The following is a 14,106-nucleotide window of genomic DNA, read 5'->3' as shown; positions in this document are numbered from 1 at the left end:
GAAACAGCGACGACAGAGAGGACTTTAGATCGCGTCCTCGTCTTCCTCACCCGTCCTGATCCGCACCACACGCTCGACATCAAACATGAAAATTTTACCATCACCAATTTTGCCTGTTTGCGCGGTTTCGATGATCGTGTCGATACATTGCTCTGCAACTTCATCAGACACCACAATTTCAAGTTTTACTTTTGGCAAAAAATCGACCATGTACTCAGCCCCACGGTACAATTCCGTATGCCCTTTTTGACGACCAAAGCCTTTAACCTCAGAAACGGTCATACCTGTGATCCCGACATCGGCGAGGGCTTCGCGAACATCATCAAGCTTAAATGGCTTAATAATGGCTTCAATTTTTTTCATCTTCATCATCCTTTGCTGAGCAGAGGTCACTGGCGTGCATTTCGATAAGAGACGACATCATCGACGCCAACTGCCTGATTAATATTGATTACAGTATACCAAATGGAACGTTTGAGGTTCAGTGTTTTTCAATTGGTAATACAACATCGGTGTCCATCATTTTTAGCAGGACCACGACAGCAAAAATAAGCACAGAGCTATTTAAAATGACGACCGAAAACGGCCGAAGATCTGAGCTTACAAGCGAAGGCAGATAGGGGATCATGCTGTAACCGAAAAACATCGTTACGGCAGGAATAAAGAAATATAACGGGATAAATCCCCAGCGACGTCCTCGGGCGAGGCCGACGGAAGCAAGAATACCAGATAACAATACCAAAATAGCAATAATGCTTGGCACAATACCGACTTGCTTAAAGCTCATGACTGTTGCGAACGTATCCGCATACCGAAGTAAACAAATCATCACGAGCACTGCCAACCCTTTACCTGCGTTGGCTAAACCATTCCGTTGGTTGTCCATTTTAGTCTCTTCCATGAAAGCAGATAGGATAAATCTAAAAAATATAAGCACATCTCCTATGTGGCTATATTCAGTAGTACAATACAATATGACTCAAAATTTATGTTTTACATCACCCTCCTCACTAATTATTTAGACACGTATTTTAGTTATAGTTCCGATCATTACTTTGATCTATACATGCAATACATTGAATGGCTATAAATAGTTAGTACTGTGTTTTCACAAGATCAACAAAACCGCCTAACGTTCTGACGACCCGTGTCGTCACCTTCGTTTCGTACCGGTGGCGATTCAACCATACCGCTTTTAAGCCAACCTGCTTTGCTGCTTCTGCATCGTTCATCGGATGATTGCCAATAAACCAACACTCATGGGCATTTTCCTTCGCCAACCTGACAGCCTGTTGGAATATGTGAGGGTCAGGTTTTGCCACACCAGCCTGCTCGGAAGTTACAACAAAGCGGAAAAAGTCTTTGATATTGGTGTCTTGAAGCTTCGCTTCCTGCTGAAAGGTGAAACCATTGGTGATCACGGCCAGTGGCGAAATCGTTTGAAGTTGCGTTAAGGCCGGTAATACATCAGGAAATAGTCGCCAGTGTTGACGATAAATTTGGTAATACTCACCAATTAAATTATCTGCCTGCTCATTACTTAAGGGCTTTTTGAATAGCTCACTGATCCGGGCTCGGCGCAAACCTTCAAAATTTAATTCACCAGCTCGCCAGCGAACACGCTGCCGATCGGTTATGTCACGCCAAACCGTTTCAGGTGATTGCAAACAGCCTTCAATAAGATCATGGGGGTATCGTGCAATAAAAGTGCGAATTGCATCTTGCTCAGCACCATCGTGATCAAGCAACGTATTATCAAGATCGAAAAAAATCATGTCGCCTCTCCCCTATCTAACTGATATTCAGCTTAATCATACTCTTTCAATTTAGGCGAGGAATTTATTGAAAATTTGCTACTAAAAACAAAAAGCCGCTCATATGAGCGGCTTTTTTAATCAGTTAGCTTTCGCTTAGCCAATATTGACACGAGCATTACGGAACATGCGCATCCATGGGCTGTTCTCGTTCCAGTCATCTGGATGCCATGAATTAGCAACAGTACGGAATACACGCTCAGGGTGCGGCATCATAATAGTTACGCGACCGTCTTGCGTAGTTAAACCGGTAATACCATTTGGTGAACCATTCGGGTTTGCCGGGTAGTTCTGCGTTACATTACCGTAGTTATCAAGGTAACGTAGGGCTACCGTGCCAGATTGCTCAATCGCATTCAGGTGCTCGCCATTACGCACTTCAACTCGGCCTTCACCGTGAGAAACCGCGATAGGCATACGAGAGCCAGCCATACCATTGAAGAACAATGAATCACTTTGCTGAACCTCAACTAAGCTGAAGCGTGCTTCAAAGCGCTCTGATTCATTGCGCACAAAGCGTGGCCACAAATCGGCACCTGGAATTAATTCACGCAGGTTCGACATCATCTGACAACCGTTACAAACACCTAATGCAAAGGTATCGTTGCGATGGAAGAAGCGTTCAAACTGATCACGTGCCATGTTGTTGAACAGCACTGATTTCGCCCACCCTTCACCGGCACCAAGTACATCACCGTATGAGAAGCCACCACATGCAACCAAGCCATTAAAGCCTTCTAGCTGAACGTTGCCCGAAAGAATGTCACTCATGTGAACGTCTTTCGCTTCAAAGCCAGCACGGTCAAATGCCGCAGCCATCTCAACGTGTGAGTTAACACCCTGCTCACGCAAGATAGCCATTTGTGGCTTCGCGCCCAAGTTGATTGCAGGCGCAATAAACGGCGCAGCAACATCTTCATTGATGTCGAACGTTAGTTTGGTGTTCAAACCAGGATCTTGCGTGTCTTTTTTCGCTTCAAATTCTTGCAGTGCGCCGGCTGGGTTATCACGCATTGCCTGCATTTGATAAGTCGTCTCAGCCCAAACAGTACGTAACTCGGTACGGCTCTGCTCTAGGACGCGATCGTTGCCATTCCAAATACGAACGACATCTTCATCAATCACAGTACCAAGCACATGGCTACAAGCTTCTAGACCATTAGCAGCCAGTACCGCCTGTACGGACTCTAAGTCTTCAGTACGAACTTGAACAACCGCACCTAGCTCTTCATTAAATAGCATCGCTAGAACATCGTCACACTGATCGCCAGCAGTGATGTTCAAATCAACTTCAACACCCGTGTGACCGGCAAAGGCCATTTCAGCTAAGGTTACATACAAACCACCATCACCGCGGTCATGGTAAGCCAGTAGCTTCTCGTCGCGTACTAGTGCCTGAACAGCATTGAAGAAGCCTTTCAGTAATTCTGGGCTATCAACATCTGCCGGCTTATCACCAAGTTGCTTGTAAACCTGCGCCAATGCTGTTGCACCAAGGCGGTTCTGGCCACAACCTAAATCGATAAGTAATAAACTTGAGTCGCCTTTGTCTGTACGTAGCTGTGGTGTCACAGTCTTACGAACATCTTCAACGCGACCAAATGCAGTAATAACCAGTGACAGTGGTGAAGTCACTTCTTTTTCTTCACCGTTTTCTTCCCACTTGGTTTTCATTGACATGGAGTCTTTACCAACTGGGATAGTCAAGCCAAGTGCTGGACACAGTTCTTCACCAATTGCTTTAACTGCTTCATATAGACCCGCATCTTCACCAGGGTGACCCGCTGGCGACATCCAGTTAGCCGACAGGTTAATGCGTTTCATATCACCAATGTCTGCACTTGCAATATTGGTAATTGCTTCACCAACTGCAAGGCGAGCTGATGCGCCAAAATCAAGCAGAGCAACAGGCGTACGCTCACCCATCGACATCGCTTCGCCGTGGTAAGTATCGTAGCTCGCAGCCGTTACTGCACAGTTAGCCACTGGTACCTGCCAAGGGCCTACCATTTGGTCACGAGCAACAAGGCCAGTTACCGTACGGTCACCAATGGTGATCAGGAAGGTTTTTTCAGCGACTGCTGGTAGGCGAAGTACACGCTGAGTCGCCTCTTCTAGCTCGATACCAGAGCGGTCAATTGCCTGACCTTCAACTTTCAGTGTTTTCGCGTCACGGTGCATCTTCGGCGCTTTACCCAATAGAATATCCATTGGCATATCGATTGGTGTATCGTCGAAGTGGCTATCTTCAAGTGTTAGATGACGCTCTTCAGTCGCTTCACCCACTACCGCATACGGTGCACGTTCACGCTGACAAATTGCGTCGAATGCCGCCATGTTTTCTGGCGCAATGGCCATTACATAGCGTTCTTGTGATTCGTTACACCAGATCTCTAGCGGGCTCATGCCTGGTTCATCGTTTGGTACATCACGTAGCTGGAATTTACCGCCACGCTCACCATCATCAACAAGCTCAGGTAATGCATTTGAGATACCGCCCGCGCCCACATCGTGGATAAAGGCGATTGGGTTATCGTCACCCATCTGCCAACAACGGTCGATAACTTCCTGACAACGACGTTCCATTTCTGGGTTTTCACGCTGTACTGAAGCAAAATCAAGATCTTCAGCCGATTGACCAGAAGCCATTGATGATGCTGCACCTCCACCAAGGCCGATGTTCATCGCAGGACCACCCAGTACGATCAGTTTCGCACCAACAGGGATCTCTTTCTTCTGAACGTGATCTGCACGGATATTACCCATACCACCAGCAATCATGATTGGCTTGTGGTAACCACGTACTTCTTCGCCATTGTGTGACGTGACTTTCTCTTCGTAAGTACGGAAGTAACCAAGTAGGTTTGGACGACCAAATTCGTTATTAAATGCTGCGCCACCCAGAGGGCCTTCAAGCATAATGTCTAATGCATTAACGATACGGCCTGGCTTACCAAAATCCGTTTCCCAAGGCTGTTCAAAACCAGGAACACGCAGGTTAGAAACCGTAAAGCCAACCAGACCCGCTTTTGGCTTACCACCAATACCCGTTGCGCCTTCATCACGGATTTCACCGCCTGAACCTGTTGATGCGCCCGGCCATGGTGAAATTGCCGTTGGGTGGTTATGCGTTTCTACTTTCATCAAGATATGTGCAGCTTCTTGATGGTAGTTATATTGACGAGATTCTGGGTTCGGGAAGAAACGACCCACTTCAGAGCCTTCCATTACTGCGGCATTATCTTTGTATGCCGACAGAACGTGCTCGTTATTCTTCTCGTAGGTGTTTTTGATCATCTTGAACAGTGACTTTTCTTGATCAACACCGTCGATCGTCCAGTCAGCATTAAAGATTTTATGACGACAGTGCTCTGAGTTAGCTTGAGCAAACATCATCAGTTCGATGTCATTCGGATTGCGACCAAGTTTAGTGAAGTTTTCCACTAAGTAGTCAATTTCGTCTTCTGCTAACGCCAAACCCAGTGTTACGTTTGCTTCTTCTAGGGCTTTGCGGCCACCAGCAAGAATATCAACCGATTTCACAGGTGCAGGTTCAGCTTGAACGAATAAGGCTTGTGCTGCTTCAAACTCACCGAAAACCACTTCCATCATACGGTCGTGGATCAGGCCTTTCAGCACTTCAATGTGTTCATTCGTTAGTGTTGCCGTAGTTTCTACGTAATACGCTGTGCCGCGCTCTAAGCGTTTAACATTGCTTAAACCACAGTTGCGGGCGATATCAGTTGATTTAGAAGACCATGGCGAGATAGTTCCCGGACGAGGCGTAACCAGTAACAGCAAGCCAGTCGGCTCGTGCTCTGCAATCGTTGGACCGTAGGTAAGCAGGCTTGCAAGCTTACTTTGCTCGTCAGCATTCAGCGGTGCAGATACATCAGCAAAGTGCATAAACTCAGCATAAATGCCTGACACAGGCAGATCTAATTCGCGGCAACGCTCTAGTAGCTTATTAACGCGAAACTCAGACAGTGCGGGTGAACCACGCAAAATTTCCATGTGCGAACGTCTCTCGATTAGCAGTTGAATGAAGGTGATATTGGCCTAACCCCCAGCATTATTCTGGGATAATTACGTCAATTTCACCTCGCTTTACAAAATATTCAAAGGCGATGTGCTCATGATGTGGCGTAGTATAAGGGAAAAAAATTTGTGACGTAACACCTGACGCAACCGTTTGCGTGTTTTTTTTTCAATTGTTCGAAAAAAACTGATAATTTGCCGATAACTTTGCGGATCCGCTGAGCTTTGGTATAAAGAACATCCTACTATTACGTGAGCATAGTTTGTTGAGCATTAACCGACCGATTATTCAGCTACAGCGTTTTACCGCTGTACTCTTTAGCCTGCTGTTATTGAGTGGCTGTCTCTGGCAAGAAGAACCTCGCACCGATCTTGAGCGTATTCGAGAAGATGGTGTGCTTCGTGTCGGAACACTCAATAATCAACTCTCTTATTATATTGGCAGTGAAGGTCCAACCGGCCTTGACTACGAAATTGCTCGCCTTTTTGCCGAGAAGCTCGGCGTAAAGCTTGAAATGAAGCCAATGTTCACCTTATCTCGGCTTTTTCCTGCCCTTGAGCGTAATGAGGTCGATCTGCTTGCCGCTGGCTTAACCATGACCGATGAGCGCTTAGCAAACTTTCGAGCTGCACCGGCTTATTATTATGCCAGTCAAAAAGTCGTTTATAAAAAAGGCCAGTGGCGCCCTAGAAGCCTGAGTGATCTTGCGCAGAATAAAGGCAGCTTTACCATTGTCAAAGGCTCAAGTTACGAACTCACACTGCAAGCACTTAAACAGCAATACCCAACATTAGAATGGAATGCTGTTGAAGAAACCGATAATGATGAATTACTACGTCAAGTTGCAGCGGGCGAATTAGACTATACGATGGCTGATTCTGTTGAAGTCGCACTCAACCAACGAATTAATCCCGATGTTACGACAGCCCTTGAACTCACCGAAGATGAACCCATTGCTTGGTTTATCAATCAAACCAGCGATGACAGCTTATATGGCTTACTCATTGAATTTTTTGGTGATATCCAGCAAAGCGGTGAACTCGCTAAGCTTGAAGAGAAATATTTAGGCCATGTCGACACGTTTGATTACGTTGATACCCGTGCTTTCTTACGCGCACTTGAGAGTACGCTTCCCAAGTGGCAAGGGCTCTTTAAACAATATGCTAACGAATTTGACTGGCGCTTAATCGCGGCGCTGTCGTATCAAGAATCACACTGGAACCCTCGAGCTGTTTCGCCAACAGGAGTGCGCGGCATGATGATGTTGACCCTACCGACAGCGAAATCAGTAGGAGTACAAAATCGTCTTGACCCAGAGCAAAGTATTCGTGGCGGTGCGCTATACCTACGCAAGATGATCAACCGTATTCCTGACAGCGTAGAAGAGCATGAAAAAGTCTGGTTTGCCCTTGCTTCATACAACGTTGGCTTTGGCCACCTGATGGATGCTAGACGCTTAACCAAAACACAAGGCGGCAACCCTGACGCATGGAGTGATGTTAAGCAACGTTTACCATTACTACGACAGCGCCAATATTACCAGCACACTCGCTATGGCTATGCACGCGGTGATGAGGCACTCAATTATGTTGAGAATATCCGTCGCTATTACCAAAGCATTGTGGGCTATGAACAAACACATAGCCAAAGCCCTCAGCAAGACGAAATTGCGCTCATAGATGGCCTGCACACCATTACGCCGCCCGCAACATCAACGGCACAAAGTACGCTCGCAGAAGGTGATAGCACCATAGAGCAGAATAGCGCACCAGTAAAAACCGCCAGCCAGTAATACGCGGGGATATACCGAAAAAATGATATACAGAAACAAATGATATCCAGATACAGAAAAAGGGCCTAAGGCCCTTTTTTTGTATCTACTTTTATATACAACGGGTATATAGCCCACTTTAACGTCGCTACCCTTTCTCCGCCGCTTGTCGTGCTTTTTTCTCGGCTTTCTTTTCCGCTCGTCGACGCTTAAAAAACGCTTGAAGCTGTGCTCGGCACTCATCAGCCAATAGACCAGATTCAATGGCGACATGGTGGTTCACTTGCTCATAGTCGAGTAAGTTCATGATGCTGCCTGCCGCCCCTGTTTTCAAATCAGGCGCACCAAAGATCACTTTACCAATTCGACTATGTACCATAGCACCTGCACACATTGGGCATGGCTCTAGCGTGACATACAGTACTGCATCTAACAGACGGTAATTCTGTAGTACTTGCCCAGCCTGGCGTAAAGCCATGATCTCGGCATGAGCCGTCGCATCGTGTTGGGTTATCGAACGGTTCCAACCTTCACCAATCACTTGACCATTGTGTACAATGACAGCACCAACAGGCACCTCGCCTTCAGCCTCGGCTTTTGCAGCCAAAACCATTGCGCGACGCATGAAATCTTCATCGCTGTACTCATGTTGATGATGTTGGTTTAACTCTGTCATCTGTATGCTCTAAACGGATCATTGTTTCGTTGGGGCGACGATTATACCCAAACCACTATAAGAAGCGAGGCTATCACCATTGACTTACCCTCGACTCGATAATGAACTCGCCAGAAAATCAACCAACAGCCGGACTTTCGGCGATAGGTGGCGGTTATGTGGGTACAGCGCCCAGATCCCCTCATCAGCCTCTTGAAAATTATCCAATACCGGAACTAACTCTCCTGACGCCAAATCGTCAGCAATATAATAATCAGGTAGCTGAACTAAGCCGATGCCTTTTAAGGCTGCATCTCGTAGTGCAAAGCCACTATTACAACGTAAATTACCAGAAACCCTCACACTGCGCTCTTTATCTGCTTCTTGAAAACGCCAGTGATCATGGTTACCCACCAAGCAATTATGGTGGCGCAACTCTGATAACGAATGAGGAATGCCGTACTTTTCGAGATACGCCGGTGCTGCGCACGTATATTGAGTTCGAGCAGTCAGCTTCTTCGCCATCATTGAGGAACTGCTTAATTTACCAAGCCGGATCGCCAAATCAAAACCACCCTCGACTAAATCAATCTGACGATTTGTTAGATCCATCATGACTTCGATTTCGGGATACTGCAGCATAAAATCGGCGACCAATGGCATCACATATTGCTCACCATACGTTACTGGTGCAGTTAACTTCACACTGCCTTGAGGTGCACCTCGTCGATCGCTGATCGCCCGCTCGGCTTCTTCTAAACCATCTTGCAGCTGGCGGCAATGACGATAATAAATCCCCCCTTCTTCAGTTAGAGAGACTTTGCGTGTTGTTCGGTAAAACAGTTTGGTATTAAGCCGATTCTCTAACGCACTAACCTGACGGCTAACCTGAGCAGTAGAAATACCTAACTGCTTAGATGCCATAGTAAAACTCTCAGATTCAGCGACAGCAACAAACTCTGATACCCCTTCCCATAAAAACATAGCAGCCAATTATTACCATTTAGTAAAAGTCATTTGCATTATAGTGTTATTATCATTCAGTTAGAAATAAATATAATACTCAACATAAAATAATAACCCAGTAACGCATTTACCAATTCGTGGTTATACAAAATCTCACCTACTTTTTACTTTTATAGCTAGGCTAACTGTAGGAATTAAGCTGGGTATCGATCGAATGTACGAAGGCAAGAGTATCCGCTCTGTCATCCACTACGACAAATAATTAATCAAATACAGTAGGGTGCAGAATGTACCCTTCGCAGTTTCGAGAACAGATATGACCATAGAAAACATTAGTTGTAATAAACAGTTTGGCGGTTGGCATAAGCAATATACCCACCGATCTGAGGTGCTAGGCTGTGACATGCGCTTCGCAATTTACTTGCCACCACAAATTGCATTGGGTGAAAAAGTGCCCGTTTTATATTGGCTATCAGGCCTAACCTGTACCGATGAAAACTTCATGCAAAAAGCGGGCGCTCAACGTTTAGCGGCTGAACTAGGTATCGCGATTGTTGCTCCTGATACCAGTCCTCGCGGTGAAGGCGTTGCTGATGATCCTGAAGGTGCATATGACTTCGGTTTGGGTGCTGGTTTTTATGTGAATGCAACCGAAGCACCATGGAGCCGTCATTACCATATGTATGATTATGTGGTAAATGAATTGCCATCATTGGTTGAAGCACATTTCCCTGTTAGCCAACAACGTGCCATTAGCGGCCATTCAATGGGTGGACACGGTGCTCTAATGATTGCTCTACGTAATCCATCGCGCTATAGCTCTGTATCGGCCTTTAGCCCAATCAGCAATCCAATCAATTGCCCATGGGGTCAAAAAGCATTGGCTGGCTATTTAGGTAAAGATACCGCTAACTGGAAACAATACGACAGTACAGAGTTACTCAAACAAAGTAAAAAGGTGATCCCTGCATTAGTTGACCAAGGCGATCAAGATGGCTTTTTAGAAGAGCAACTAAAACCTGAAACGCTAGTCGCTGCTGCCGAATCGGTTGATTACCCATTAGAGCTGAGAATGCAAGAAGGCTATGATCATAGCTACTACTTTATCTCCAGCTTTATTGATGATCACCTGCGCTTCCACGCACAGTACCTGAAATAACAGGTTACTTAGATATAGCAAAAAGCCCGCAGCACTCACTAGCGATAAACTAGGGGCTGCGGGCTTTTTTATTTCATTTCGCTAAAGCATCAATTAGAAGCCTAGCGGGATATTAAATGCGAAGAAAGCAACCAACAGTGACGTCCACACCGTGAGGAACGCAATGGAGTAAGGCACCATCATCGCAATAACATCACCAAATGATAACTCTGGCTTGTACTTACGCATGAAGGCCAGAATAACACCTGCATAGCTCATCATTGGTGTGATGATGTTGGTTGATGAATCAGCAACACGGTACGCCGCTGTCACCAGATCAGGTGTCATATTTGGATTTACTTGATACAGCATCGGTACAAAGATAGGACCAAGTAGCATCCACTTCGACGTTAGCCCTCCGACAAACAAGTTAATAACCGCTGTCGTAAGAATAAAACCGATGATCAGCAGAATTGGAAATTCCTGCAGACCTAATGCACCTAAGAATGATGCACCAAGGTACGTTACATAGGTACCGAGGCCAGAGAAGCCCAATAGTGCCAGAAAGTTATAACAGAAGAATGTTAGCACCAAGATATAACCCATGGTATTCATCTGACTAACCATGGCCTTCACGACATCTTGCAGTGACTTAAATTTACCCGTCGCCCCACCAAAGAAAACACCCACAACAGCAAAAACCATCGCGATAAGCAGAATAACATTATCAAGGTATGGCGTTACTTCACGGCCAGCCTCATTAGTGTAAGTCGCCAATGGCCCCATCGCTAAACCCACGACAGCAGCTAACGCAAGAACAAGACCTAGACCCGCCGCTTTCAACCCTTTGTTTTCAGCATCTGTTACTTGAAAGTCATCCAAGTTCAGATCTTCTGGTAGTTGGTAAGACATCTTCTCAAGACGTGGGGCAACAAAGCGGGTCGTTACCCAAGCACCAAGGCCAGCAAGTAAGAAAGTCGACGTAAATATGAAGAAATAATGCATCGTCGCAGGGTTGAGTGCTTCGCCTGCTGCATTTTCAAATGGGATCCCTTGAGACTCAGCAAAAATACGTGCATTGGCCCCCAAGATAACATCAACAGGTGTTGCTGGAATTAAGTTAGCGCTAAAGCCCGCAGACACACCAGCAAAGCCAGCTGCCATACCTATCAAAGGGTTTTTCCCCAATCCGGCATATAGCAAACCAGCCAGTGGGATCAAGATCAGGTAACCAGCATCTGTTGCAATAGAGCTCATGATACCTAGGAAAACAACCAACAACGGCAGGTAGCGGTCATTAATTCGCAGGCCAACCTTCTTGATCACCGCCGATAGCAAGCCTGAATTTTCCGCAATACCCACACCCAGCATCACGATCAAGATAACGCCAAGCACACCGCCACCAAATGAAAGCCAGTTGGTCAGTAGTGCATTATCAAACATCCAACGGACATTCTCAGTTGCCATCATATTTTTGACGCTGTGGGTCACCGCACCGCCATCAGCACCTGTAATGTCAAACTGCAAGCCTCCAATAACAGCAGTCAGCACCAAACAGAATACAAATAGCGACATGAAAATAATGACAGGATCAGGGATTTTTTTACCAGCACGTTCAATGAACGCGATGATGCCTTTCTGCGAAGGCGGGTTTGAAATGGTCTCACTCATAATCGTACTTCCTTAATACACCGATTGAGTTTTAATATCGTGTTTTAATAAAAAAGTAACAAATCATTTCACCTGAGTAAAACCACTAAACCAGCGAGTATTCAAATAAATAAACCAGTATTTAATAAAAAACTAGAATATAAACTTATTCAGGTTCAGTTAAGCAACAAATCACCCCACACTAACTAACTAGTACAGCATTAAAATTTTGCAAAATTAAATTTCAAAGATTGAAGTAAAATCAGAATTAACAATCAAACAACACAAAATCATTAACACTGACAATATCAGACTACTTTTCACCAACATAACACTCAGCAAAAATAGTTAGGTAACGCTTACTGGCATAAAAAAAGCCCCGCATTGCGGGGCTTTTCATTCAGCAAATAAATTACATGCCGTATGTATATGGTGCTTGGATACCTAGTGGAATACCGATTGCCCAGTAAATCAGTAGGAAGATAGTCCAACCAATTAGCATTGCAATTGAGTAAGGCATCATCATTGATGCTAGTGACCCAATACCTGAACTCTTCACGTAGCGCTGCATGTACACAACAACTAGTGGGAAGAACACCATCATAGGAGAAATGATATTAGATACAGAATCACCAACACGGTAAGCGGCCTGAGTCAGCTCAGGAGAAATACCAACAGCCATCAGCATTGGAACCATGATAGGACCAATCAATGCCCACTTAGCAGATGCCGAACCAACCAGTAAGTTAACAAACGCTGTTAGTAGAATCATACCAACGATAGTTACCTGACCAGGTAAGTTCATCGCTTGTAGAAGCTGAGCACCTGATAGCGCAAGTAGCGTACCAAGGTTAGATTGAGTAAATGCAACAAGGAACTGAGCAATAAAGAATGCCATTACCATGAAGCTACCCATGCTGCTCATGGTTGCTGACATTGATTTAATGATATCGTCGCTTGCTTTAAACGTACCAGCCACCTTACCGTAAACCACACCTGGAATAACAAACAGGATAAAGATAAGCGGTACGATAGATTGCATTACTGGCGCATTAAAGGCTGTAATTTCACCAGCAGGTGAACGTAGCGGTGATGTTTCAGGGATCAACGATACAACCAGCACCGCAATACCTGCCATCATCGCCCAACCAGCACGAGAGAAAGCTTTACTTTCTAGCTCAGAGAAAGAACCCATATCTGGTGCTTCTTCTGCATCATCATCGATAGCCGTCTGAGACAGGCGTGGTTCGATAACGCGATCAGTAATATACCAACCGATGCTAACAATCAGAATAGAAGATAAACCAGTAAAGAACAGGTTAGATAGCGGGTTTACGATATATTCAGGATCAAGAATTTGTGCAGCTTCTTGTGTGAAGCCAGCCAATAGTGGGTCGATACCAGAAGGGATAAAGTTAGCGGCAAAACCACCAGATACACCAGCAAACGCTGCCGCAATACCTGCTAGAGGGTGACGGCCTGCTGCATGGAAGATAATACCACCAAGCGGGATAACCAATACATAACCTGCATCAGCCGCTGTGTGCGAAACAATCGCAACCAAAATCAGCACAGGTGTGATGAATTTTGCTGGTGTAACGTTAAGCATTTTTTTCAGGCCAGTATTAATGAAGCCTGAAGCTTCAGCAACACCAACACCTAGCATTGCAACTAGTACGATACCTAGTGGTGCGAAGCCAGTGAAGTTCGTCACCATTGTCGCTAAGAAATTAGCGAAAGACTCACCGGTCAGCAAGTTGTTAACTTCAACTGCTTGGCCTGAGACTGGGTGGATTAAACCAAATTCAAACTGTGAAAATACGGCGGATAAAACCCAAACAAGGATCAACCCCCAAAAGAAGAGCAAGGCCGGATCTGGGATCTTGTTACCTGTACGCTCAATGAAGTTAAGAAACTTATTCATCGCGCTTTGCGAATCATTCGGTGTCTTGTTTACTGCTTGATTGCTCATGGGAACTCCATGGTCATTAGTGATGTTGTAAATTTGCGGCGCTGCATGTTGTCATTTTATCGCCGTCTATGTGACTTTTCTAAAGAAGAAAAGTGTTGAGG

10 protein-coding genes are annotated in these 14,106 nt (G+C 45.4%); 2 read left to right on the top strand and 8 right to left on the bottom strand.

The genetic code is table 11. From position 1 onward, the window contains the following. Positions 1-24: 24 nt before the first annotated feature. From glnB to purL, 4 genes are all read right to left on the bottom strand, one after another. Complete coding sequence (gene glnB, locus L4D09_RS02880) at positions 25-363, bottom strand: nitrogen regulatory protein P-II (RefSeq protein WP_428455985.1); 339 nt, start codon at positions 361-363, stop codon at positions 25-27. Between the two features lie 118 nt (positions 364-481). Further along, positions 482-886 (bottom strand): hypothetical protein, encoded by a 405-nt coding sequence (locus L4D09_RS02875; protein WP_428455984.1) that lies wholly within the window; start codon positions 884-886, stop codon positions 482-484. Positions 887-1,094: 208 nt separating this feature from the next. Further along, entirely contained in the window at positions 1,095-1,775 is a 681-nt protein-coding gene (locus L4D09_RS02870; protein WP_428455983.1) for an HAD family hydrolase, read from the bottom strand. A gap of 135 nt (positions 1,776-1,910) precedes the next feature. Beyond that, entirely contained in the window at positions 1,911-5,828 is a 3,918-nt protein-coding gene (gene purL, locus L4D09_RS02865; RefSeq protein WP_428455982.1) for a phosphoribosylformylglycinamidine synthase, read from the bottom strand. Positions 5,829-6,118: 290 nt separating this feature from the next. Between purL and mltF the strand changes: the two genes are divergently transcribed. Next, positions 6,119-7,645, top strand: coding sequence for a membrane-bound lytic murein transglycosylase MltF (mltF, locus tag L4D09_RS02860; RefSeq protein WP_428455981.1), 1,527 nt, complete (start codon positions 6,119-6,121; stop codon positions 7,643-7,645). A 127-nt stretch (positions 7,646-7,772) separates the two neighbouring features. Here the strand turns inward: mltF and tadA are convergent, their stop codons facing one another. Together tadA and L4D09_RS02850 are read right to left on the bottom strand one after the other, a co-directional pair. After that, on the bottom strand, positions 7,773-8,300 hold the full coding sequence (gene tadA / locus L4D09_RS02855) for a tRNA adenosine(34) deaminase TadA (RefSeq protein WP_428455980.1): 528 nt from the start codon (positions 8,298-8,300) through the stop codon (positions 7,773-7,775). An 84-nt stretch (positions 8,301-8,384) separates the two neighbouring features. Then, complete coding sequence (locus L4D09_RS02850; protein ID WP_428456136.1) at positions 8,385-9,263, bottom strand: LysR family transcriptional regulator; 879 nt, start codon at positions 9,261-9,263, stop codon at positions 8,385-8,387. A gap of 298 nt (positions 9,264-9,561) precedes the next feature. Between L4D09_RS02850 and fghA the strand changes: the two genes are divergently transcribed. After that, a complete protein-coding gene (gene fghA, locus L4D09_RS02845) occupies positions 9,562-10,404 on the top strand; it encodes an S-formylglutathione hydrolase (protein WP_428455979.1) in 843 nt (280 codons plus the stop codon). A gap of 93 nt (positions 10,405-10,497) precedes the next feature. On the opposite strand, the gene L4D09_RS02840 is transcribed toward fghA, so the two are convergent. Together L4D09_RS02840 and L4D09_RS02835 are read right to left on the bottom strand one after the other, a co-directional pair. Then, complete coding sequence (locus L4D09_RS02840) at positions 10,498-12,054, bottom strand: AbgT family transporter (protein WP_428455978.1); 1,557 nt, start codon at positions 12,052-12,054, stop codon at positions 10,498-10,500. Between the two features lie 391 nt (positions 12,055-12,445). Continuing rightward, positions 12,446-14,005 (bottom strand): AbgT family transporter, encoded by a 1,560-nt coding sequence (locus tag L4D09_RS02835; RefSeq protein ID WP_428455977.1) that lies wholly within the window; start codon positions 14,003-14,005, stop codon positions 12,446-12,448. Between the last annotated feature and the right edge of the window lie 101 nt (positions 14,006-14,106).

The organism is Photobacterium makurazakiensis, assembly GCF_050336715.1.
Taxonomy (GTDB): domain Bacteria; phylum Pseudomonadota; class Gammaproteobacteria; order Enterobacterales; family Vibrionaceae; genus Photobacterium; species Photobacterium makurazakiensis.
This window is presented reverse-complemented; position numbering and strand designations above follow the sequence as displayed.

Coding starts and splice junctions, on each gene's coding strand:
- glnB (WP_428455985.1), bottom strand. CDS start 363: ATGAAAAAAATTGAAGCCATTATTAAGCCATTTAAGCTTGATGATGTT.
- L4D09_RS02870 (WP_428455983.1), bottom strand. CDS start 1,775: ATGATTTTTTTCGATCTTGATAATACGTTGCTTGATCACGATGGTGCT.
- purL (WP_428455982.1), bottom strand. CDS start 5,828: ATGGAAATTTTGCGTGGTTCACCCGCACTGTCTGAGTTTCGCGTTAAT.
- tadA (WP_428455980.1), bottom strand. CDS start 8,300: ATGACAGAGTTAAACCAACATCATCAACATGAGTACAGCGATGAAGAT.
- L4D09_RS02835 (WP_428455977.1), bottom strand. CDS start 14,005: ATGAGCAATCAAGCAGTAAACAAGACACCGAATGATTCGCAAAGCGCG.
- fghA (WP_428455979.1), top strand. CDS start 9,562: ATGACCATAGAAAACATTAGTTGTAATAAACAGTTTGGCGGTTGGCAT.
- L4D09_RS02875 (WP_428455984.1), bottom strand. CDS start 886: ATGGACAACCAACGGAATGGTTTAGCCAACGCAGGTAAAGGGTTGGCA.
- L4D09_RS02850 (WP_428456136.1), bottom strand. CDS start 9,263: ATGTTTTTATGGGAAGGGGTATCAGAGTTTGTTGCTGTCGCTGAATCT.
- L4D09_RS02840 (WP_428455978.1), bottom strand. CDS start 12,054: ATGAGTGAGACCATTTCAAACCCGCCTTCGCAGAAAGGCATCATCGCG.